Source organism: Pseudomonas sp. D1-1 (genome assembly GCF_051132225.1).
In the GTDB taxonomy this organism is placed as follows: domain Bacteria; phylum Pseudomonadota; class Gammaproteobacteria; order Pseudomonadales; family Pseudomonadaceae; genus Aquipseudomonas.
Window position 1 is genome coordinate 2,916,407 of record NZ_CP071676.1, and the last position, 21,014, is coordinate 2,937,420.

General features: G+C 60.2%; 21 protein-coding genes. 5 read left to right on the forward strand and 16 right to left on the reverse strand.

Going from position 1 to position 21,014, the window contains the following annotated elements; translation table 11 throughout:
• The first annotated feature begins 59 nt into the window (after positions 1-59).
• The gene (locus J3P86_RS13130) at positions 60-716 is read left to right on the forward strand and encodes an HAD family hydrolase (protein WP_434700556.1); all 657 of its coding nucleotides are present in this window, start codon (positions 60-62) and stop codon (positions 714-716) included.
• A gap of 46 nt (positions 717-762) precedes the next feature.
• On the forward strand, positions 763-1,251 hold the full coding sequence (locus J3P86_RS13135) for an Lrp/AsnC family transcriptional regulator (protein WP_434623723.1): 489 nt from the start codon (positions 763-765) through the stop codon (positions 1,249-1,251).
• Positions 1,252-1,374: 123 nt separating this feature from the next.
• On the opposite strand, the gene J3P86_RS13140 is transcribed toward J3P86_RS13135, so the two are convergent.
• The gene (locus tag J3P86_RS13140; protein WP_434700641.1) at positions 1,375-2,130 is read right to left on the reverse strand and encodes an SDR family NAD(P)-dependent oxidoreductase; all 756 of its coding nucleotides are present in this window, start codon (positions 2,128-2,130) and stop codon (positions 1,375-1,377) included.
• A gap of 205 nt (positions 2,131-2,335) precedes the next feature.
• Between J3P86_RS13140 and J3P86_RS13145 the strand changes: the two genes are divergently transcribed.
• Together J3P86_RS13145 and J3P86_RS13150 are read left to right on the forward strand one after the other, a co-directional pair.
• The gene (locus J3P86_RS13145; RefSeq protein WP_434700558.1) at positions 2,336-3,250 is read left to right on the forward strand and encodes a LysR family transcriptional regulator; all 915 of its coding nucleotides are present in this window, start codon (positions 2,336-2,338) and stop codon (positions 3,248-3,250) included.
• Positions 3,251-3,298: 48 nt separating this feature from the next.
• Positions 3,299-3,730 (forward strand): DUF1810 domain-containing protein, encoded by a 432-nt coding sequence (locus J3P86_RS13150; RefSeq protein WP_434700559.1) that lies wholly within the window; start codon positions 3,299-3,301, stop codon positions 3,728-3,730.
• Positions 3,731-3,768: 38 nt separating this feature from the next.
• Here J3P86_RS13150 and J3P86_RS13155 read toward each other — a convergent pair whose 3' ends face one another.
• From J3P86_RS13155 to J3P86_RS13185, 7 genes are all read right to left on the reverse strand, one after another.
• Positions 3,769-4,992, reverse strand: a complete 1,224-nt coding sequence (locus tag J3P86_RS13155) for an MFS transporter (RefSeq protein ID WP_434623717.1) — start codon at positions 4,990-4,992, stop codon at positions 3,769-3,771.
• Between the two features lie 48 nt (positions 4,993-5,040).
• Positions 5,041-5,427, reverse strand: a complete 387-nt coding sequence (locus J3P86_RS13160) for an ectoine synthase (protein WP_305501143.1) — start codon at positions 5,425-5,427, stop codon at positions 5,041-5,043.
• Positions 5,428-5,462: 35 nt separating this feature from the next.
• Positions 5,463-6,644: a hypothetical protein gene (locus J3P86_RS13165; RefSeq protein ID WP_434700560.1), complete on the reverse strand. Its 1,182-nt coding sequence runs from the start codon at positions 6,642-6,644 to the stop codon at positions 5,463-5,465.
• A complete protein-coding gene (locus J3P86_RS13170; protein ID WP_434700561.1) occupies positions 6,637-7,665 on the reverse strand; it encodes a class I SAM-dependent methyltransferase in 1,029 nt (342 codons plus the stop codon). The genes J3P86_RS13165 and J3P86_RS13170 overlap by 8 nt, the downstream gene beginning before the upstream one ends.
• 18 nt (positions 7,666-7,683) lie before the next feature.
• Positions 7,684-9,225 carry a class I adenylate-forming enzyme family protein gene (locus J3P86_RS13175; RefSeq protein ID WP_434700563.1) on the reverse strand — a complete coding sequence of 514 codons (1,542 nt, stop codon included), beginning with the start codon at positions 9,223-9,225 and terminating at the stop codon, positions 7,684-7,686.
• Between the two features lie 35 nt (positions 9,226-9,260).
• Positions 9,261-9,941: a class I SAM-dependent methyltransferase gene (locus J3P86_RS13180; protein ID WP_434700565.1), complete on the reverse strand. Its 681-nt coding sequence runs from the start codon at positions 9,939-9,941 to the stop codon at positions 9,261-9,263.
• 336 nt (positions 9,942-10,277) lie between these two features.
• On the reverse strand, positions 10,278-10,892 hold the full coding sequence (locus tag J3P86_RS13185; protein ID WP_434623704.1) for a TetR/AcrR family transcriptional regulator: 615 nt from the start codon (positions 10,890-10,892) through the stop codon (positions 10,278-10,280).
• A gap of 111 nt (positions 10,893-11,003) precedes the next feature.
• On the opposite strand from J3P86_RS13185, the gene J3P86_RS13190 reads away from it, so the two are divergent.
• Positions 11,004-12,005, forward strand: a complete 1,002-nt coding sequence (locus tag J3P86_RS13190) for an NAD(P)-dependent oxidoreductase (RefSeq protein ID WP_434700566.1) — start codon at positions 11,004-11,006, stop codon at positions 12,003-12,005.
• Between the two features lie 28 nt (positions 12,006-12,033).
• Here J3P86_RS13190 and J3P86_RS13195 read toward each other — a convergent pair whose 3' ends face one another.
• The 8 genes from J3P86_RS13195 to J3P86_RS13230 form a co-directional block, all read right to left on the reverse strand.
• On the reverse strand, positions 12,034-13,284 hold the full coding sequence (locus tag J3P86_RS13195; protein WP_434700568.1) for a TIGR02270 family protein: 1,251 nt from the start codon (positions 13,282-13,284) through the stop codon (positions 12,034-12,036).
• A 37-nt stretch (positions 13,285-13,321) separates the two neighbouring features.
• Positions 13,322-14,230, reverse strand: a complete 909-nt coding sequence (locus J3P86_RS13200; protein WP_434700570.1) for a hypothetical protein — start codon at positions 14,228-14,230, stop codon at positions 13,322-13,324.
• 10 nt (positions 14,231-14,240) lie between these two features.
• The gene (locus tag J3P86_RS13205) at positions 14,241-15,323 is read right to left on the reverse strand and encodes a PAAR-like domain-containing protein (RefSeq protein ID WP_434700572.1); all 1,083 of its coding nucleotides are present in this window, start codon (positions 15,321-15,323) and stop codon (positions 14,241-14,243) included.
• Positions 15,323-16,360: a hypothetical protein gene (locus J3P86_RS13210; protein WP_434700574.1), complete on the reverse strand. Its 1,038-nt coding sequence runs from the start codon at positions 16,358-16,360 to the stop codon at positions 15,323-15,325. Before J3P86_RS13210 ends, J3P86_RS13205 begins: the two co-directional genes overlap by 1 nt.
• A complete protein-coding gene (locus tag J3P86_RS13215; protein WP_434700575.1) occupies positions 16,360-17,472 on the reverse strand; it encodes a DUF2169 family type VI secretion system accessory protein in 1,113 nt (370 codons plus the stop codon). Before J3P86_RS13215 ends, J3P86_RS13210 begins: the two co-directional genes overlap by 1 nt.
• Before the next feature lie 15 nt (positions 17,473-17,487).
• Complete coding sequence (locus tag J3P86_RS13220; protein ID WP_305501128.1) at positions 17,488-17,946, reverse strand: DUF6484 domain-containing protein; 459 nt, start codon at positions 17,944-17,946, stop codon at positions 17,488-17,490.
• Positions 17,947-17,963: 17 nt separating this feature from the next.
• Positions 17,964-20,141 carry a type VI secretion system Vgr family protein gene (locus tag J3P86_RS13225; protein ID WP_434700576.1) on the reverse strand — a complete coding sequence of 726 codons (2,178 nt, stop codon included), beginning with the start codon at positions 20,139-20,141 and terminating at the stop codon, positions 17,964-17,966.
• A gap of 364 nt (positions 20,142-20,505) precedes the next feature.
• Positions 20,506-20,847, reverse strand: a complete 342-nt coding sequence (locus tag J3P86_RS13230; protein ID WP_434623688.1) for a hypothetical protein — start codon at positions 20,845-20,847, stop codon at positions 20,506-20,508.
• Between the last annotated feature and the right edge of the window lie 167 nt (positions 20,848-21,014).

Below are 21,014 nucleotides of genomic sequence, written 5' to 3' on the forward strand. Positions count from 1 at the left end.
TTTTGTCGACCGAGGCAGCCAGGCATAAGGATTGATAAACGCACCATGGGAGGCGACACATGCACCTGACTGATTATCGTGCGCTGCTGATCGATTGCGACGAAGTCCTGGTCGATCGGGATTCCGGTGTCTGGACGGCCCTGCAACCCTTGCTTGAAAACCGTCCGGGCATGCCGGGCAAGGAGCAGGTATTGGCGGAATTCGACGAGGCGGTACGTGGGCTCTATCCACGCTTTTCCGATCTCGGCTTCAGCGGCTTGTTGTGTTTTGCCCATCGCCAGTTGGCGGAGCGCCTGGGGCTCAAGGTCAGCTGGGAAGAGGGCATGAGCTTTGCCCGTTCGGCCTGCAACTGGTCGCTGTTCGAGGACGCACCGGGTGCCATGTTGTATTTGCGCAAATTCTACCGGTTATTGGTTTACTGCGATCGTGATGCCGAGGATCGCGACCAGCTCTGCGAGCGCTTGGGAATTCCACCCGAGGACCTGCATTCGCGAGCCAACAATCCACTGGAGGATGAGGCATGGTTGCTGCAGAACCAACTCGAGCCTGGAACGATCATGCAAGTGTCCAGACCGCCCGCACAACCGCCAAAATCGGCTGGCCTGTGCCTGATTCGCCGTGGCCATGAGCCTGAAAATCAAGAATATTCCGCCGACTTCTACATCACCAGCATGGCCGACCTCGTCGCTCAGCATCAGCTATCTTTGCGCCGTTGAATTTGCTAAAACCACTGTCAGCCTGAAGACGACCAAGGGGTACCCGATGGAAGGTTTAATAAAACTAGACCGAATTGATATCAGTATCCTTGTTGAACTTCAAAAGGACGGTCGGATGACCAATGTCAGCCTCGCCGATGCCGTGGGACTTTCGTCCAGCCCTTGTCTGCAGCGGGTCAAGCGCCTCGAATCAGCCGGTTATATCTCCGGGTACAGGGCGCATCTGAACCTCGCAAAGATCACCGACTCGGTCACGGTATTTACCGAAATCACCCTCAGCGACCATAAACGGGAAGACTTCGCCAAGTTTGAATCGAATATTCGTCTGGTCGACGAAGTACTTGAGTGCCACTTGATCAGCGGCGGTTACGATTATCTGGTGCGCTTCATGACGTGCAGCATCCAGCATTATCAGGAAGTGGTCGAAGGGTTGCTGGACAAGAACATCGGTATCTCCAAATACTTCAGTTACATCGTCATCAAATCGCCGGTGCTCAAGGATGGAGTGCCGTTGCGCCGACTACTGCGCCATTAAGCCCACCGTTGAATCCCGTGGGAGCGAGCCTGCTCGCGAAGAGGCCAGTGCATTCAACCTCTCCATCGGCTGTGATAACGCTATCGCGAGCAGGCTCGCTCCCACACTGGGTTTTCTACAAAGTCAGATTGTCTGCCCGCCGGAAACTTCGATGCGCTGCCCGGTAACCCAGCGGTTGTCCTCCGCCAGCAGGCTCGCAACCATTGGCCCGATGTCGTCCGGGACGCCCACCCGGCCAAGGGCAGTCATGCCAGCAAATTGCGCATTCAGATCCGGCATGTCGCGCACTGCGCCGCCCAGGAAGTCCGTGGCAATCGCACCAGGGGCCACCGTATTTACCGTGATCCCACGGCCGCCCAGCTCTCTGGCCATATAGACCGTGAGGGTTTCGATCGCGCCTTTAGCGGCGGCATACGCCGAGAAACCGGGAAAGGAAACACGCGTCAGCCCGGATGAATAGTTGACGATGCGACCGCCATCGATGATCAGTGGCAAGAGCGCCTGCGTCAGGAAAAAAACACCTTTGACGTGCACATTGAACAGCTCATCGAACTGCTCTTCGGTGGTTTCGGCAAACGCCGCCATCGCGCCGTGACCCGCGTTGTTGAGGAGGAAGTCGAAGTCGGCTCGACCCCAGCCTTGCTGGAGGGCGCCGGAAAGCGTAGCGACGAATGTGCCGAAGCTGGAGACGTCACTCACATCGAGTTTCAACGCAACGGCTTTGCGCCCGAGCCGTTCGATTTCGCCGACCACGTCCCGGGCTTGGGCCTCGCCGTTGCGATAGGTGAGGATGACGTCGTTGCCCTTTTCAGCGATGGCAATAGCGGCATTGCGGCCCAGGCCACGGTTGGCGCCGGTAATGAGTGCGATCTTGTTCATTGGAAAGGCCTCTAGTGTGAGTTGGAATAACCAGCGATTTTTGCGGGCGGCTTTTTTGTCCATAGCCGACGAGCATGGCAAGGCGCAGCGATGAGCTTGCCCGGCGTTACCAGATTCTGTTATCTGTCGGGCAGACTGTAGGCAAAGCCCAAATACTTTAAAAAGACTTTGTCTGCTCATACCCATACCTTAGAGGTATCGCTCGATGGAGCTGCGTCACCTTCGTTACTTCGTTGCCGTTGCCGAAGAGGGCAACCTGACCTCTGCCGCGACCAAACGTCTTCATACCGCGCAACCATCCCTTAGCCGCCAGCTGCGCGATCTGGAGTTGGAGGTTGGCGCGCAGCTGTTTGTCCGCAAGGCCAGGGGCATCGAACTGACGCCGGCCGGAATAGCGTTCCTGGATCAGGCCAGGCTTGCGCTCAGTCATGCCGAAGAAGCCGTGGCGGCGGCTCGGCGAGCGGCAAGGCCGGCGAAGAAGGTGTTCTCGGTGGGCTTTCTGACAGGGCAGGAGGTGGACTGGCTGCCCAGCGTGACGCGCTTGCTTCGACATGACCTGCCCAACATCGAATTCAAGGTCATCAGCTTGCAATCGCCCTCGCTGGCCGACGCTATCCAACGTGGCGACGTCGACCTTGGCTTTCTGCGCGTGGAGCCGCGGCCGGATGTCAGTTATGAGGTTGTCGCGAAAGAGCCATTGCTGGTCATCATGCCGAACGACCATCGCCTGGCCTCGGTGGGCGATGTCGATCCTGCCGAGTTGGCGAGCGAGACGTTCATCGGCTGTTCGGAGATTCCCCATGTACTACGCGATGTCATCGCGCAGTATTTCGCCAGTTGCAACGTGCAGGTCAACGCCTCCTACTGGCTGGACGACTACGGCACCGGGATCTCTCTGATCAGCTCCACGCGGGGCGTTGCCATCCTGCCAGCCTACGTGGAGCCGCTGCTGCCTTGGACGATCGTCAGCAGGCCGCTCAAGGGAACACGACCTACCATTGATCTGGCGGTGGGTTATCGGACCGACAATCCGTCACCTATCCTGAAAATGTTCCTTGAGAACATCGATCAGATAAAAGACGCAGGGCCGCTGGGCAATCGGCGCAGGACGGACAACTAGCGGCGAAGCCCGGAGTGCCCAGGTGCTTACGGTTGAAGAGAGGGGATCATGCAAGACATCTACCACCTGTCCCGCTTTGTCGAGGCCCAGAACCCGGTGTTCGATCGAGTCATGGACGAGTTACGCGCAGGCCGCAAGACGAGCCACTGGATGTGGTTCATCTTTCCCCAGGTGCAGGGCCTCGGGCGTTCCGAAATGGCCGCGCGCTTCGCCATCTCTGGCATTGCCGAGGCCCGTGCTTACGTTCAGCACGACGTGCTCGGCCCGCGACTGGAGGGTTGTGTGGAAACAGTTCTGCTGCATCACGGGAAGAGTGCCGGGCAGATCTTTGGCTCACCCGACGACCTCAAGTTTCGTTCCTGTCTGACGTTGTTCAGGAGCGTCCAACCGGGATCGTCCCTGTTCCAACAGGCGCTTGACCGGTTTTATTCGGGCGAGCCGGATCGCAAGACACTGCTGCTGCTTGAGCAACCGAGGTGACGTGGCGAGCCGACCTGCAGCGGGTTGGCCAGCCATTTTCACTTGCCGATTTCCTGCTCCGCCAGAATCGAGGCGGTGAGGGGGCTTCGGGCCTTGGCAAACCACCACCACGCCGCGGCTCCCAGGAGCGTGGCCAGCACGGCCAGGATCAGGATTACCGGTTGCGTGCCCAAGGGCGCCGCCAGCACCGCTACCAACAAGCCGGCCAACGGCTGCGAAAGGTTGTTGAGCAAAGTGATCACGCCCACCGTCTTGCCGAAATCCTTGGGCGGAATCACCTGTTGCCGGATCGTGCGCATGTAGACGTTGAACATCTTGTCGAAGCCGACGATCAACAGGAAGCCCACGACGTAGCCGACCAGGTTCGGGCTCAGGGCACTGATGAAGCCTCCCGCGGCGATCATCGAATAGCCGACGCCTCCCGAGACGCGCAGAGGCAGGGCGACCCGGGCAAGAAAGAACAGGATCACGATCGTTGTCACCGCGCCAGCCGCCTGCAGGCCCGCGTAGTCGTCCTTGCCGGCGCTGTACTCGCCAAGCACCATCGCCGCCGAGGTGGCCAAGGTGACACCCACGACCAGGTTGACGCCTACCGCCAGGGTGATGATTTTCTTCAGCTCCGCCAGGTTACGGATATGCCCGAAGGCAATCCGCAGCGGCTGCAACCAGATGTCCTGATGCTGCTCGAAAACCTCAAGCGTGATACGGCTGAGGCGTTGCCAGACCAGCATGCTCAGATCGGCCAGCAGGAACAACCCGGCGATCCACAGCACCACCCAATGCCAGGCCCACACTTCCAGCATCAGGGCCGCCACCAATGGCCCGAGCACCAGCCCGGTCTGGTCGGCGATCTGCGAGTAAGACAAGGTCTTGGTGTAGCTGTAGTGCTGGAAGATGTGCGGCATCAGCACTTCGCGCGCCATGATGCCTTGGGTGGTCAGTACCCCGCACACCGCTGACAGCACGACGACCCAGGCGATACCACCAAAGACCCCATGCAGCGCCATCGCCAGGACACACAGCAGGGCCCGGTAGACCTGGCTGATATGCAGGATTTTGATGGGCGAGTACTTGTCGCACAGGGCGCCACACAACGGAAACGCGAGGAATCGCGGCAGCGACTCGACGAAAAACGCCAGCCCGGCCCAGGATGCGCTGTTGGTCGTCTGGAACACTACCAGCGGTACGATGAACAGCAGGATCTGATCCGCCAGCCGCGACAGAAACAACGAAATGAAAAAAGCGAGGTAATCCTTACGCATGGAAACCTCCTGCGGATAAGCGACGGGGCGTGGCGGCGCAGAAAATCATCAGTAGGCCGACCCTGAACTGTCGTTGAGATTGTGTCGTTCGTCACCGCGCAGTGGCGGATTGAAGACGCTGACCAGGATCAGGTCCTGGTCCTTGCCTCCGCGCAGGAAATGCCGGTCATGCTGATCGAGCACGTAGACATCGCCAGGCCGGATCGCAAAGACATTGCCGTGCATGTCTTCGACTTCACCTTCTCCGGCAATGCAATAACAGGCCTCCAGGTGATTGCGGTATTGCAACAGCGACTCTGTACCTGCACGCACGACGGTATGGCACAGCGTAAAGCCCATGGCGTCACGTTCAGTGAGCAAGCGATGACTCGTGCCGGCGCCCCACTCGACGAAGTAAGGGGTTTTCTCGACCTCGGATATGTTGCGAATGAACATGGGGGACCTCTTTGAAATAGTCGATGGAAAACAAATCAGCTCTTTGCAGTGCCGGCGGCGACGGGCCGCAGCAGCGCATCGCCGCTGGCCAGCATCGCCTCGTTCCAGGCAACGTCTCGATGCGCGGCCATGGCCTGGATATCACGCCAGTGACGCTGGAGCGGGTTGCCGGCGACCAGGGACGACGCACCGAGCCTTTCCACCAGACGGCGCACGGCCTGCACGCACTGGCCTGCCAGATAGGCGCGGTCGCGCTTGAGTTGCATCAGTTGTCGCGTATCTGGCGGCCGGTCATTCATACCGGCGTCATGCAGTCGGGTGATCAGCGAGTCATACAACAACCCGGCGCTGTACAGCTGTGCTGCCGAGTGGGCGGCCTGTTCGGCGATCCGCGGATCGCTCACCGCCAACGAACCGTTGAGCCCAGTGACAAACGCGCCAAGAGCACCCTCGGCGCACCCCAGCAGCGGACCGACGATCGACGTGGTGAGGTAAGGCACCAGGGGCATACGGTCGATGTAGTCGGACGCCGGTGCATGCGTGGCCTGCGCAAACACTTCATGCAGCGCGAATACGCGAGCATGCGGCACCAGCAATTGGCGGGTCAGTACGTCATGGGAGCCGGTCGCCGCCATACCACAGCTGTCCCAGCTGTCGAGTCTTTCGACTTCATCGGCGGCGATCAGCACCAGGAAACGTGGGGTGTGAGCCGCGTCCGGGTGGTTGGGGCAGGGGGCGTTGAGCATCAGCCAGGTCGCGTCATCGATCCCTGAACCGAAGCGCCAGCGCCCATCGATCCGTACCCCGGCGGAGTCAAAGGTCAGCCGGCTATCGGCACTGACGGAGGCTGAGGCGAAGAGCTGTCGTGGGCCGTCGGTGTAGAGCTGGTCCGTGCAGGCAGGCGGCAGTCGTCGGGCGATGGCGCCGTGGCCGCCCACCAGCGCGAGCATCCAGCCCGTGGAGGCGCACGCCCGCGCGGCGATCCGCGCGCTTTCCACCAATGTGGGCCAGTGTCCGCTGCTCGTCACCGGCGCGCGCGGCGTCAACAGATCCAGCCAGCCGCCGGCAAACAATTCGTCGAAGGTGCTGTTGCTCAGCCGTCGATTCGCTTCAGCCGTGGCGGCCCGCTCGCGCCAGCCGGGCAAGTGCTCGACGGCCCGCTGACACAGCGAGGGTTGTGCGGCCGGATGGAACGCCTGCTCGGCAAGCTCAAGCATCGTCTGGCCCCCCGGCACTGCGCAGCGTTGCCACGGCGCCCAGGCGCGAGCCCTCGAAACAGAAGTCCGCAGGCTGCACCACCGGGCCCAACAGCCGAACCAAGCGCTCGATTTGCTGTGGATCGTCGGAGGCGACGAACTCACAGAAATTGCTGCTGTTCCACAACAGATGGACGCACTTGAACCGGGCGCACAGGGCGCTTGCCAATTCTTCGAAGGTGACCTGGCCATTCTGCATTTGCTCAAGCATCTGCTGGCGTTTCCAGTGGATTTCTTCCTCGCTGAAGTAGCGGGTCTTGAATTGCTCATCCTTGACCCGTTCCCTGCGCAGGTATTCCTCCGGGTCCGGGTGGTTAAGCTTTTCAACGAAAAACACCAGGCCGCCAGGCTTGAGAAATTGCTGGATATGGGCGATCTGGCGGTCACGGTCGCGGCTGTAGAACTGGAACGCGGCCATCTCGTAAATGAAGTCGAAGCCCTGGCTGAAAAGCCTGTATTCGGGTTGCTGCAGCAGGTCCGGTGTCACCTTGAACACCGACTGCGGATAGAACCGCGACAGCGCCGGGTCGGCATACCGGTCGAAGGCAACCTGGTTGGCCCGATTCGGCGATGAGGTGAAACTGCGGATCAGTCCATTGGAATGGCCAGCAACGGCGCGGCCGTTACTGCCATCAAAGGCGTCCACTTCGAACAGACTGAAGGTCTGGCCTGTTTCTCGGGTATTGGCCTCGGCCAGGCGGGTCAGGGCTGCGCCGATCCTGGACAACTCCTCGAGAATGTACGGCACGCTGGCCAGAAAGTGGGAGAACAACGGTCCTGCCCCTTCGATCAGGCGATCGTGGTAATCGAGAACCAGTGGATCCTGAATCTCGGCGCGCAAGTGGCTGCCAAGAGACTGCATGGGCACCTGGCTGGCGCCTGTCGCCAGACTGTGGAAATGCCCGGCGAGCTTGAGCATGGCGCTTTTTTGCAGGTCCCGGTCGAGGTCGGTGTCATCCATGGACTGCGGGGAAATTTTCATGACATAGCGCTCCTGCTGTCAGATCAGTCCTTTGGTGGTGAACTTGCCCGAATCGGTTTTCGGCAAGGCCTTGAGGAATGCCCACTGGGCCGGGACCATGTGCCAGTCCAGATGCGCCTTGCAGTGATCGAGCAATGCCTGTTCGCTGGTCTGGAGATGATCGGCATCAAGCACGATGCAAGCCTTGGGCACGTGCCCGGCCGACTCGTCGGCAACCGGAACCACGAGGACCTCGGCGACCGCTGGATGCGCGGCCAGGCACTGCTCGATTTCTCGCGGATTGACGTTCCAGATATTGCGCGCGAAGACGTCGTCCTTGCGGGCGACGTAGTAGAGGTAGCCTTCGGCGTCCTGCTTGAACAGGTCCCCGGTGCGATACAGTCGTGATTGGCCGAAGGCATCATGGACAAAGGCGCTGGCATTGGCTTCGGGCATGTTCCAGTACTCGAGCATCAGGTAGTCGCTGGTCACCAGCAACTCGCCTGTTTGTCCAGGCTGCTCGATACGCAGGCCCTGTTCGTCTACCAGGTACACGCTGACTCCCGGCAAAGGCTTACCCACCGAGGTCGGTCGTTGGTCGATTTCTTCGGGCGGCAGGTAGCTCACGCGCTTGCACTCGGTGAGCCCGTAGTTGGAAAAAATCCGCACCGCGGGCAGTGCTTCGCGGATCCGCTGGATATGACGACTGTAGAGGGCCTGCCCGCTGCTGGAGATGTAGCGCAAGCCAGGCACGCGCGCCTGCCAGTGCGGGCCGGTATTGGCCAACAGGAAGAACACCGGGGGAAACACATGCATTGCCGTGGCCCCCTCGCGTTCGACCACCGCGAGCACCTCCTCGGCGCTGCTGGCCGGCCGGCTCTCGATGACACTGGTGGCCCCGGCATACAGCGGCATCATCACGTTGTACACCCCGTAGTCGGATGCCAGCGTGGAATAACTGAGGACACGATCATCAGGGATGTTTTGCAGATACGCAGTCACCCGGCCACAGGCCGCCAACATGATGCGGTGATTGACGAGCACGCCTTTCGGATTGAAGGATGACCCAGAGGTATAAAAGATCGAGGTGGGACGTTCAGGGTCAGCGGGCAACGCAGAGGAGGGCGCGGCCTTCTTTCCTCCGAGCGCAGCGACGGCATCGGCAAGCTGCATGACCTTGGGCACCGCAACCTGGGCTGGAACGGTAAGCAGGACCAGTTCCAGGCCAGCCTCGTCAATCAGGCCAGGCAAGTCATCCGTGCAGTCGGTGATCAGTACCCGGGCGCCCGAGTGCTTGAGCTGATGGATCAGCTTGGTACGACTCAAGGTGTGGTGCGTCGCTGCGCTGATCACTCCAGCCTGTAGCAGGCCCAGATAACCTGCGATCAAATCGACGGAAATGGGCGCGTACAGGCCCACCCGGTCACCGGGAGCAATGCCGAGCAGGGGGAGCACCGAGGCAATGTCATCCGCGCGCTGCTGCAGTTGCTGATAGGAAGTCGCTTGCCCGTCGAGGATGATGGCTGGCTTGGACGGGTATTTTTTTGCATTGCTGGCGATAACCTGATGGAAAAGCTGCATGGCTCAATATCCTTTTCAAGCTGAATGTCGCAAAGTCATTTACGTTTTCGCGCACACACCGAGACGTAGGTGCCTTGCCAGGTATAGGGAGCTATTGGCAAGTTTGCCGAATTGCTTAATGGCCAACTTTGCTTATCAAAAAAATGCCGCGACGCATAAATGTCGAAATCACCCAGCCAGGCATCAAATAACCCTTCGCTGTCCTGGACAGACAAGCCCGCTTCCTTGTCCCAGATGAAGGGTTCTCCGCTCGCTTGAAAGTACCGCGACAGGTCCGATAACAGATCAAGGAAAATATATCCGCCAGGCTTTACCGCACCGATAATCTTGGCCATTACCGTCTGAAGTTCATCTTGATTGAAGAAATGCAGAACTTCGGAACAGACCAGTACGTCGTAACCTTCACGCAACGGCTCGTACGTCAGAATATCTGCCTGCTGGAAATACAGATCCTTTAGCCAGGGATTGAGCTTGCGACTCTGTACCGTGCTGTCGACCATGTCCACGCCGCTCAGGCTATAGCCCTTGCGCGCCAGGGCGGTAAGGTTGCGACCGTCTCCGCAGCCGAGCTCAAGGGCATCGCCGGGGCCGTCAGGCAGGGTGGATAAAAACTGTTTGAACTCTTCGCGTAGTTCACCAAATAAAGCACCGTTATTACAGGCGCTGTATTCGCTGTCATACCATTCCTTCAGAACCGAACTGTCTACTATTTTCATGGTTATCCTCTGCCGACGACGATGGGCATTGCACAACAGTCCCTTCAGCGCCAAGGCGCCGAATAGAGCGATTAGTTGGGAAACGAGGAACTGAAGGAGAGTGACGGGATAACCGATGGAACTGTACTGAGGAAAACCATCATGAACTCCATTTGATTATTGTTATGGCATCCGCGCCAAATGATGATTGAAGCTGAACCGTAGCGGAGGGAAATATTTCATCGGCTCCATTAGCCTGTCAAGGCGATTCCAGGAATTGGATCCAAGATTTTTGTCACCGTCGAGTGACATAGCTGAGTATCTGTAGGCAATTGCTTATTGCTGGAACATGAACATTTATTCAGGCGGACTCAACACGCCGCGAATCAACGCGGCGAACGCTTCAATCACTTCATCCTGGGCATGTCGTCCCCGCACCAGGGCGCCGGCAAGTGCTTCCCCCGCACCGACCAAACCGGTGCAGCAGCGCTCAAGTTCTGCGCTTGCCAACGTCGCGTGAGGCTCAAGTACGCTCACGAACATCCGTACGCAGTTGTCGAGCAGCTCCTGGAAAACCGCCGCCTTCTCTTCACTGCCGGCCAGGGCTGCGCCGACCGCATGGAATTCATCGGTGTTGTCTGCTGCGCACTGAATATAGGCGCTGGCCAGGACCTGAGCGGTTTCCTCCGGGCTTCGCGCAGTCCTGCTCATGGCCTCGCGAAAAGCGCGGACCCGCTCGGTATCAATCCATTTGTACAGCTCGATCAACAGCGCCGAGCGGGTAGCGAAATGATCGTACACCACCGGTTTGGAAACGCCCGCGCGGACGGCCAGGCGGCCGAGGGTCAAGCTGTCGGCGTTTTCCTCGCGCACGATCAATAACGCAGTGTCCAACAGCTGCCGGCGCCGTTCGGCTTTCGAGAGTCGGCGGGAAGGGGAGTTGCCTGTAGCGGTTTTAATGGGTTTCTGCACGGTAGCGCATCCAGATCAATAAAACCTACCAATGGTAGGTGACAAGGCGTGAGAGCGTGATAGTTTACCTACTAACAGTAGGTTTTAGTCCAGAAACGAGGAGAACTCACGATGTCACTTGATCCTATCTTGTTCATGGGTGGTTCCGGCGCCATTGGTCACCAGACTGCCCGAGCGCTGCGCGCCGCTCATCCCGACGTACCGCTGTTGATCGGCGGCCGTGACCTTGCCAAGGCTCGGCAGGCCGCAGAGGAAATTGGCGGGGCGCAGGGTGTGGTGATCGATTCCACTGCGGACGATCTGGGACTTGGCGCTCGCCCGGTCAGCGGGGTTGTGGTCTTTTATATGGACCACGCGATGGCAGGATTGCGCTATGCACAAAAGCGCGGGGTGCCGCACCTCAGCATTTCTTCCGGCATTTTCGAGATCGCGCCGGAAATCGCCACATTCATGCACACGCCCGATGCTTCGCCCATAGTCCTGGGCTACGAATGGATGGCGGGCGCGACGACGGTGGCTACATTGAGCTGTGCCCAGGCGTTCAGCCGAGTCCAGCAGATCAGCATCAACGCGCTGGTCGATGAACAGGACACCGGCGGGCCGACCGTCGCCAGCGACTTTGAACACCTGAACAAAATGTTGCCCGCCGCGCTGACACGACGCGACGGGGTGTTCGTCTGGCGCGAAGGCAAGGACTCCAAGGCCAGCTTCCACGCTGTGGATGGTACGCAGATCGAGGCCTCAGGCTTTTCGTCGATTGATGTTGTCGGCCTGGCCACCGCCACAGGTGCGCCTGATGTTCAATTCAACATTGGCATCGGGGTCAGCTCAACCCGACGCCAGGGCGGGCCGATGTCCACCGAGATCATCATCGAACTCGCTGGCGAAGACCTCGAGGGCAAACCGCTGCGCACCCGCTATGCCGTCGTCCACCCAGCGGGTACCGCACCGCTGACCGGCCTCAGTGTGGCAATGCTCCTGGAGCGTCTGCTCGGTCTGGACGGCCTTCCCTCGACGCCGCCAGGGCTTTATTTCCCTTATCAACTACTGGACGCCAGCGCGTATCTGCGGCGTCTGGAGCAGGAGGGAGGTGAGCTTCGTCAGCTGCAATGACGTGGCTTGATCAGCATGCCTCCCGGGGTCACGGGGTAATTTTCAAGAGTCTTTGTTGCCGCAACACCGGTGCACTGGTTGGAAAGAGCACCTCATCCGGCCGAAAGCGGGCGAGGCCGCAGGCGGCGGCCACGCGTTGGCGTTGCTGGCCCCGGACGAGTGCTTGCTCAAAACTGCGTTCGCTGTGGGCCAGCCCCAGCATGTAACGAGTCCCCGCCTGGAATTGTCCGCCATTGGCCTGCCACCAGGCTTCGATTGCCGACGGGGTGGGCCACGGCAGGTTTTCATCGGGGTCCATGGCGACATTCGAGTCCTCAGGGTCATCGTTCGGCCCTGCCGCGAAGTCCGGTGAGCTGCGCAGCTCCAGGTCGAGTAGCGCCAGGTCGGCGCCGGTGATCAGGCTGAAAGCTTCGCCAGCGACCCGGGCGTAAGGCAGGTCGTTCATCTGCTGTATCAACCACGGGATGCTGACCGGATCGCCCAGCAGTCCCAGGGCCTGGATGCCCAAACGCCTGTCCCTGGGATCCTGAACGCACTGGCGTATCCAGGCGATGCTGGGTTCGCGGTCCTGCCAGGCCAACAATACGCAGAGCGCGCGATACTGAAACTCGCCCGGTTGCTCGGCAAATTGACGCAGAGGATCGAGGGCCTGCTGGTCGCCCATCTGGGCGGTGGCCCAATTGGCCCAGAAGCGTGTGGTCGCATCCTCATGCAGACGGTGGGCGCGAATTTCCGACAGCAGGTCCCGACGTCGCAGCTCGCCAGCCGTGCGCGCGGCACGCGCCAGCACGCTTGGGTCAGCCTCGCAAAGCCCGGCAAGCAGGGCCGGGCCAGGATCACGACGATGCATGCCGCAGGCGGCCAGGCCGAGGCGACGGAACAGCGGCTCCGGAGCGGCGAGCATGCGCTCGATCCAGGGCGACAGCCGCTCCCAGTCCAGCCACCCCAGGGCCATCAGATAACCACGCTCGGTTTCTACCGCACTGCGCAGATGCTCGCTGAGCCGCGACAGCACCTTGGCCTCGGCCGCCTCGAAGGCCAGCACCACGCTGGCGAACATCTCGCCGACAGCGTCGGGGCCGAGCTGGGCCAGCAGAATCTCCAGGCCGGTTGGCCCGGCGATACGCAAGCCATCGAGGTGAGCGTCGATGCGGTTATCGAGTTTGCCGAGGTGGTCGATGTCGTAGTGCGGAGCGCGCAGCGCATAGTCTCGCAGGGCTGCGAGGAAGCTGGCCTCTTCGACGTGTTGCTCGATCACCAGGGACAGCGAATTGTTCATGAACCACGCACCGGCAGCATGAACGCGCAAGGCCGATTCAAGTGTTGTGTGGGCATATCAACCGCTCCCACCGATTGCCATCGAACGTGAGTATGTCGTCCACGCCAAAGGAACAGAGCAACCCGTCTCGGGCATCCAGTTTATGGGCGCCGGGAGCGGGGACGATGCCCGTATCGATATCGACGAAGTCTTGCCCGTCATACCGAACGAGGCCGTGTACATGGGAAAGGTAGAGGTGCCCGTTGTATAGCGCCATGTCCCAGAAGTTCATCGTTCTCTCGGTGTCGATCACTTGCCATCCATGGCGGTTGCCAACCAACAGAAGCCCATCATTCCCGCATGCGTAGACCTCGTTTTCACTCTTGCACCGTACGCATGACAATGGGCGATTGGTGGGGGAGTCCAGCGTGCTCCAGCGTGACCCGTCGTAGTGCAGGATGATGCCCTTTTCACCCACGGCGTAGATATCGGCGTGAACAAGGCCATCCAGGCTTTCCAGAGTTGGCGAGCCTACTTTCGTTCCGGGAGGGCTGATATTCGCCCAGGTACCGTTCAAGTAGCGATACACCTGTGATGACTGGCCGCTGATATATAACTCGTTCTCGATTTCTCGTATGCAAAGCAGCTCGCCGAGCCGGCCAGTATCGATGCGGTGGTTTTCGAACTTTCCGCGGATATTGTCCAGCGTGAAGTCTGCCGAGCCGGATTTGACATGACGAAGGTTGCCATTTCGACCAAGCATCCAGAGGCTGTTGTCACTGTGTCTGAAGCAGACGGCCCCGATAACATCATTGTCTACATCGTTGTAGACCCAGTTCCCATCGAAACAGAATGCGACCCGGGACATCTGTTCGTCCGGCAGGGAGTTGTACTGCGCAGGGATAACGAGTGTGCCCGCGTTGACGATCAGGCCACAGGTAAAAAACAGGGAGTCTTCATGGTTCATGATGGCTTCTCTAAATCAAAGGGGCGGGGTTCTTCGGCTTTTTTTCAAGGGCAGGTGCACGAACTTCTCCCCTGCGCATCCCGGACTCCGGGCCGACACCCAGGTCTTCGTGGCCTTTGTCGATCTGAGCCTTCAGGCAATCTTTGTCGCAACCTGTCTCATCGGCAACCGCCTGTGCCGAAAGGTCGCTGATTTCCGCGTACGTGAAGTCATTACGTCCGTTCAACATTTCATCTCGCTTGACCACGTAACTCCTGCCGATACGTCCATGCTGCATGAGCTTGTCCGTCGGGCCCTGGCGAGAGTTGTGGTCGGCGCCCTCTACGCATATGCAGGGGGCCTTGTTGTGATCGTAGCTAGGAACGAAAGCATCCCCCCTTACTTTCAGCTTCCCGGTCTTCGGGTTGATGGGGCGGGGTGTCGATAAATCGGCTACCGGCACTGGGTGATGCGGTGTCTTTCCCCCACACTTGGAACAGCGGGTTTTTGGAGAATTCGGCACCAGCATGCACTTGCGTGCTTCACAACATCCGGGGCTGGTATTGTCAGCCGGGCCGGGTGTTGCGCCGCGTGACAATGACTTGGCAGGCGGAGGGCAGGCTGCTTTGATTTTTTCCACGGCCCCTGACTTGACGCAAGGGTTTTCAGGGTCTGCCATCGCTACTGAATCAAGATACGGCCAAGCCAGCGTGTTAGAAGTCGAGCCGTGGTTATGAGTGGTCAGGTCCATATTGCGCACGACGTTTTCAGCTTCAAATTTCACATTCATCGACCAGGCCGTGAAATAGACCTTGCCTTTGATCTTGCTGGTAATAATCCCTTTTTTCGGGGCATTTCCAGCCTCGTCTCCATAACTGGTCTTGAAGTAGCTCTTATCTTTGAGCATGACTTCATTGCCACTGATCTTCACTGTTCGCGTGCCCCGGGTAGTGTCCTTGGCCATGCCAGTGTTGGGGTAGGGAATGGGCACGCCGAGGGGAGTGGCAGCGGTTTGCGGGGGGGTGAAGCAGACATCCGGGAAACAGGCGATCGACTTGCCGTCGGCCGCCTTGCAGGAAACTTCCATGTTGTTGGCAAAGACTTCGTTGGCCATCAGGCAGCCCTCACAATCCGGTAGCTGAGCAGTGCGGCCGCGCGCTCGCCGGCGTCGTTGCCCAGGTGGCAGAAAATATTCGGCCCTTCGCCGTAGCCCTTGCGACTGGCAGCCAGGGCCACGGCGAGCATTGCCGGGCCAATGGCGGCACCGACTTCGCCGATGCAATCCGCCGGATGCCAGAGATGGAAGAACTCCTTGCGTACCCGCAGGCTGCGACTCAGGGCCAGGGAAGCCTCCTTGAAGTAGTACTGTTCGCCGGAAATATCCGTCAGGCGATAATCCATCTGCTCCAGGCCGCAGCCGGCTTCGTTCAGCGCTGCGCGTACAGCCTGGGTCAGGCCTTCGGCGCGCAGCGGCAGGTCTTCGGATTCCACGGTGGCCTGTTCCAGGCCGAAACCCAGGCCGATGCAGGTTAACTGCGGCGTTTCGCTGGCGACCGGGGCGGCCAGCACCACGGCAGCGGCGCCTTCGCCGGGAATGAAACCGTTGGAGTTCTGGCTGGTGAGCAGGCGCTCCCGCGCTTCGAAGACGGTCAACGTCGCTCCACTCAGGAACGAATCGACGCCGGCAACCAGTACGTGGCGACGACCGCCCTGGTAGATCAGCGTGCGCGCATCGAGCAGGGCCACGGCAGCACTGACCCGTCCCCGGGCAATGACGCTGGAGTCAGGATGAAAGCGCAGCCCCAGCTCTGTCTCGATGGCCTGCAACAGTCCCTTATCCAGGCCGCTCAGGCGTCCGGGACGCTCGGCTTCCGCCACGCACAGCAACAGCGGAGTCTTTTCCGGATCGACCCCTGGGGTGCCCTGCAATGCCTCGGCGATGGCGCGAGCGGCCATCTTGATCAGCTTGGTGTGGCCGCGCCAGGGCTGTTCCAAAGGTACGCTGGCGCCAATGATCCATTCGCCGCCGCGGTCGATGAAGCGGGTTTCCTGGAAGTTGTCGATGGCGCAGCGGATCGCCGCGCAGCTGGCCGGTGCGCTGAGGCCAACAGCGCTGACCATCCCCGAACCGATGACGCACAGAGCACTCATCAATCGGTTTCCTCAGGAGCACGTTTGGCTTTGACCAGGGCACCCAGCGACGGGTAGTACTCCTTGCCCAATTCACGCGCACGCCACCAAGCCGTGGACATCGTCCCGACCAGCACCTGGGCAATCTCGAAAATGTTGCGCCGTAGCGGCCGGGAAATCCGCCAGGTCAGTTGCACCTGGTGGGCGTCAGTGTCGATCAGCAAGGTGTCGATCACCGCCGAGACCGTTTCATGGCCGCCTTTTTTCATAAAAAAAGTCACCGGCACAGCCATTTCGGGAATGCGAAAGCCTGCCCGCTCCCGGGAAGTGAGGTTCAGCAACAACACCTCTTCGCCGCCGCGCAGGTAATCGGTTTGCTGGTCTTCAGGCGCTGCCTGGAAATAGCGGTCGTCGAAATCCCCAGGCAGGAACGGAAAGCAATCGGCCAGCCAGGCATCGTCGTAAGTACCGGCGAAGCGCGCGCGTTGCGGCCAACTGCGCCCAGTTGGCCCGAGGGCCATGGGGCGGAAATCGCCAGAAGGGCTGTCGATCGGCTTGCCCGGCTCTTCGCTGTTCGGCATCGGCCGGCCGACGATGCCAGCGTCATCGCAACTGCCTGGATACCAGCCACAACCGCTCGGGTTGTCCTGGTAACAATGACGCATGTCGGGGATCTTCTCCATGGCATGAGAACCGCCGAAAGCCTGGGCATAGGAGATAGCCTGCGCGGTAAAAGGCTGCGGTAAGCCGGCATGAATACCTGAGATTCCCAGTTGCCACTGCCGGGGACCGAACACTGAAAAAGCCTTGCTCACCCGACCGACACGAATACCGGCGGTCAACTGCGTCACGGGCCGACCACCCGGTGCATAAGCTTTGCCCGATACCAGCACGTCGCAGAATGGCTTGAAAGGCGCAAAGTCCATTTCCTCTCGTGGCGCGCTGAGGCCCGGCTCGCCGAAGAAGGTGTCAGCCATCAGCAGCGGTTGCTGGATGTCTGCGAGGGTCGCGGCACGCCCGTCCAGCGGTAGATCGAAGGTGCCCTTGGCCACGACGACCAGGGATTCGCGGCCGTCGCTCGCCATGCCCAGGGTATAGGCAGCCTGCAGTTTGCTGGCGTTGAGCAGTTCCATGAGGCGACTTACCTGTCAGTTGATTTGCACCGAGCCGCCCTTGATGCGGTTGACCCCGCTGGAGCGGCTGGAGAGGTAGGTGCCCCGGATGATCACCTTGCCCGCGCGGGTCAGGGTGATGCTGGCCTTGCCGCAACGCAGGACGATCTCCTGTTTCGCGCTGAACTCCAGCCGCTCGCCATCGAGGTGGGCGACCGTTGGCGTTGCGCTTGCCGGCAGGCGCTGGATGCGGCCGATCACCAGCGGCCGGGCCGGGTCACCGGCCTCGAACATCAGCGCGACCTGGGCGCCGATGTCGTCACGACAGAGCGCGGTGGTGGTGCGCGCGGCGAGGCCGGTTTCGCCGGGACAGCCGGGGAAGGCCACGACCGGAGCGTCCGGCGTGGGTACGTCCAGCAGCACCCCGATCACGACGCCATCCACGCGCGTCGGCGTGGCGGTGGAAGATACGGGGAGATGATATTCAACGGTCATGACGCCTGCTCCGTGGCTCAGTTCTGCAGAATTTTCTGGCCTTTGACGACCACATTCTTGTTGGCCTTGATGTTGATGGCGCCAGAGCCATCGAGGGTGATGTTCTTGCCCTTGATGACGATGCTGCCATCCTTCTTCATGGTGATGCTGGCGGCACCGGTGGTCAGGCTGATCGAATCGCCGGCGTTGAGCACGAAATGCTTGCCGACGTCCAGGCTGTCGTTCTGTTTGATGCCCGTGCTGCGGTTATGGGCAACGTCGCGGGATTCGTTCTGGCCGATCCGGGTGCTCTGGTTGCCATTGATCTCGATCCCTTCGTTGCCCTGCACCGTTTCATTACGGTTGCCCGCGATGTCGATGGTCTCGTTGCCGCCGACGTCCTCGGTGCGGTTGCTGGCGATGCTGATTTTTTCGTTCGCGCCGACCTTTTCCGTGCGGTCCGCGCCGATGGTGATGGTTTCGTTGCTGCCGACCCGTTCGGTGCGATTGGCGCCGATGGTGATCTTTTCATTGCTGCCGACATCCTCGGTGCGGTCGACGCCGATGGAAATGGTTTCGTTATTGCCCACTGTTTCGGTGCGGTCGTGTTTGACCTGCACGGTTTCGTCGTTGTCGACGGTCTTGCTGCGATCATGCCCGACCCAATGGGTCTCGTCGTTCTCGACCTCGATGTCCTGGTTCTTCTCGGCGTGAATGAACAGCTGCTCCGCGCCTTTTTTGTCTTCCATGCGGATTTCGTTGAAGTTGGCCTGCGTGCCGTCCTTGCTCGATCGGCTTTTCACGCCGCTCTGAGTGGCGTTGGCCGGCAGTTGGTAAGGCACGGTCTGTTCAGCGTTGTAGACGCGGCCAGTGATGATCGGCCGGTCCGGGTCGCCTTCGAGGAAACTGACGATCACTTCCTGGCCGATTCGAGGAATCTGCACCGAGCCCCAGTTCTTGCCGGCCCAGGCCTGTGAGACGCGAATCCAGCAGGAGCTGTTTTCGTTCGACTGATCATGGCGATCCCAATGGAAATGCACCTTGACCCGACCATACTGGTCGGTCCATATCTCCTCGCCACTGGGACCCACCACCACCGCGGTCTGTGGACCGCGGACAATCGGCATGGGTGTGACGGGGAGGGGGCGAAACGCCTGGCTGGCATCCATGCAGTCCAACTCGCTGACGAACTGTTCAGCCTGTTCCTGTTGCCCGCTTTCGTAGGCTTCCTGGCGGATCTGGTAGCGTGCGACGACGATCAGGTACTCGCGGTTCTGGTCCGCGCGGTCATAACCGGTCAGCGTGAACAAATGGCCGGACCCCAGCCCGCGAGCGCGGCCACGCAGCTGCACGCGCTCGAACTGGCTATGGATGGCTTCGATGCGGGTTCGCGCATAGTGATCGCCATCGTTGCTCTGGACGTACTCACCGGGGTAGTCGAAGAGCGGGTATTCGCCGTTGCTGTGGTTTCGCGGCACACTGGAGCGCACCTCAAGGCTGGCGCGCGGCCGCAGGAAGTCATAGTCGTTCAGCGCCAGCGAGCCGGGTTGCACTTCACGGGCCATCTGCCAATCGTAGAAATGGTCGCGCTCGCGCATTTGCCGATCGGGCGGATAGAAGGGCACCGACGCGTAGTCCGCCGCCGTGGAGTGAGCGCCGTAGGCGTCGGCCAGCACCAGTACATGGCGGGACTTCTCATGGCGGAAGTAGTAATAGATGCCTTCCTGCTCCATCAGCCGACTGACGAAATCGAAGCTGGTCTCACGGTACTGCACGCAATATTCCCACTCGCGGTAACTGCCGCTCAGGCTGTCTTCGAAGTCGGAGAAGCCGAGGTCGCGAAATACCTGCTTGATGATGTCCGGCACGGTCTTGTTCTGGAAGATCCGGCAATCCGAGGTGCGCGTGAGCAGCCAGAACCAGGGCCGGAGGCTGACGCGATACCCGGCGAACTGCCCGTGCCCGGTCAGCTGTCGGCAGGTGCTGACAATGCCGTGGAAATAACGTTTGCCTCCGTCATAGAGCTCGAGGGTCAGGCCCATCGGCTTGCCCAGCAACTGGTCGAACTTGATCGCCCGGTCTTCGGAAGTGAGGTCCAGCTCGTAATGGAACAACCGCCCCAGCTCTTCGCTGCCGTCCATGCTTTGCAGCAGTATCACATCGCCGCCGAGGGGACTGTCGACCTGCACCAACCGGTTGTTTTGCGTAATTGCCATTACGGCGTCCCCTGGCTCACGTGCGAGCGGCAGTCAGCCGTTCAGGAGGCTGGGCAGCGTCCTCAGCCAGGCAGGCAGAATCAAGGGGTGTGGCGCTTTGCTCACATAGTTGTACATACACCACAGGGGGGATCTCCATATCGGCCTTGAATCTATCCAGCCAAAGCGAACGCGCAATGGATCCTTTTACGCGAAATCATCCAAACCTCCACCGCATCGATAAGTGGAAGGCTATCCATTTAGTCTTATTGGTTATAGCAGCCATTCTGAATAACGCACACTGGACAGCTGTTTTATGCGTATGGCGAGTCGTGGCGTCGCGGCCACACCGAGCGCAAGCAAACTGTCGCTTCAGAAAAAGCGTTTATCTGGGCAGCGGCGAACCAGGTACGGGAGCAGGCGGTCGCTGGGGCTTGACCGACGTGCCAAAAGTGTTGCCCATTCGCACACCGGTGGCTGCCGGCGTCGCGAGGCCGACACTGTTCGGTGCGCGTTTGTCGACCGGCACATCCAGCCTGTCCTGCGCGTGTTGCGCCGCGGCGGCGGCCTCGGGGTCGTTGCCCATCTGGCGGCTCAGGCAGTTGTAATCCGGGGTCTTGTAGCCGCCGACAGTCACCTCGATACAGGCCGGGGCTTCTTCGCCCTGGACCCCGGGCAAAGTCATCAGCAAGCCGATTCCGGCCGTCATGCTCATCCACTGTTTCATCGTTGACCTCCTGGCCCGCCACGGTGGTGGCTCATCGTTTCGGCACCAGTCTAGTGCCGCGCGCGGGATTTGTGTCGGGTGTCATACGACATTCATAAACACCCATCAGGATGACGTTTTTCAACGGATACGTCAGTCGTGCAGCAGGGCATAACCGGGGGCGGACG

Excerpts from the sequence above, each read along its gene's own strand:
- J3P86_RS13205 (WP_434700572.1), bottom strand. The coding sequence starts at position 15,323 with ATGGCCAACGAAGTCTTTGCCAACAACATGGAAGTTTCCTGCAAGGCG.
- J3P86_RS13160 (WP_305501143.1), bottom strand. The coding sequence starts at position 5,427 with ATGTTCATTCGCAACATATCCGAGGTCGAGAAAACCCCTTACTTCGTC.
- J3P86_RS13215 (WP_434700575.1), bottom strand. The coding sequence starts at position 17,472 with ATGGAACTGCTCAACGCCAGCAAACTGCAGGCTGCCTATACCCTGGGC.
- J3P86_RS13210 (WP_434700574.1), bottom strand. The coding sequence starts at position 16,360 with ATGAGTGCTCTGTGCGTCATCGGTTCGGGGATGGTCAGCGCTGTTGGC.
- J3P86_RS13220 (WP_305501128.1), bottom strand. The coding sequence starts at position 17,946 with ATGACCGTTGAATATCATCTCCCCGTATCTTCCACCGCCACGCCGACG.
- J3P86_RS13150 (WP_434700559.1), top strand. The coding sequence starts at position 3,299 with ATGCAAGACATCTACCACCTGTCCCGCTTTGTCGAGGCCCAGAACCCG.
- J3P86_RS13140 (WP_434700641.1), bottom strand. The coding sequence starts at position 2,130 with ATGAACAAGATCGCACTCATTACCGGCGCCAACCGTGGCCTGGGCCGC.
- J3P86_RS13175 (WP_434700563.1), bottom strand. The coding sequence starts at position 9,225 with ATGCAGCTTTTCCATCAGGTTATCGCCAGCAATGCAAAAAAATACCCG.
- J3P86_RS13165 (WP_434700560.1), bottom strand. The coding sequence starts at position 6,644 with ATGCTTGAGCTTGCCGAGCAGGCGTTCCATCCGGCCGCACAACCCTCG.
- J3P86_RS13225 (WP_434700576.1), bottom strand. The coding sequence starts at position 20,141 with ATGGCAATTACGCAAAACAACCGGTTGGTGCAGGTCGACAGTCCCCTC.
- J3P86_RS13130 (WP_434700556.1), top strand. The coding sequence starts at position 60 with ATGCACCTGACTGATTATCGTGCGCTGCTGATCGATTGCGACGAAGTC.
- J3P86_RS13230 (WP_434623688.1), bottom strand. The coding sequence starts at position 20,847 with ATGAAACAGTGGATGAGCATGACGGCCGGAATCGGCTTGCTGATGACT.
- J3P86_RS13180 (WP_434700565.1), bottom strand. The coding sequence starts at position 9,941 with ATGAAAATAGTAGACAGTTCGGTTCTGAAGGAATGGTATGACAGCGAA.
- J3P86_RS13145 (WP_434700558.1), top strand. The coding sequence starts at position 2,336 with ATGGAGCTGCGTCACCTTCGTTACTTCGTTGCCGTTGCCGAAGAGGGC.
- J3P86_RS13135 (WP_434623723.1), top strand. The coding sequence starts at position 763 with ATGGAAGGTTTAATAAAACTAGACCGAATTGATATCAGTATCCTTGTT.
- J3P86_RS13170 (WP_434700561.1), bottom strand. The coding sequence starts at position 7,665 with ATGAAAATTTCCCCGCAGTCCATGGATGACACCGACCTCGACCGGGAC.
- J3P86_RS13155 (WP_434623717.1), bottom strand. The coding sequence starts at position 4,992 with ATGCGTAAGGATTACCTCGCTTTTTTCATTTCGTTGTTTCTGTCGCGG.
- J3P86_RS13190 (WP_434700566.1), top strand. The coding sequence starts at position 11,004 with ATGTCACTTGATCCTATCTTGTTCATGGGTGGTTCCGGCGCCATTGGT.
- J3P86_RS13200 (WP_434700570.1), bottom strand. The coding sequence starts at position 14,230 with ATGAACCATGAAGACTCCCTGTTTTTTACCTGTGGCCTGATCGTCAAC.
- J3P86_RS13195 (WP_434700568.1), bottom strand. The coding sequence starts at position 13,284 with ATGAACAATTCGCTGTCCCTGGTGATCGAGCAACACGTCGAAGAGGCC.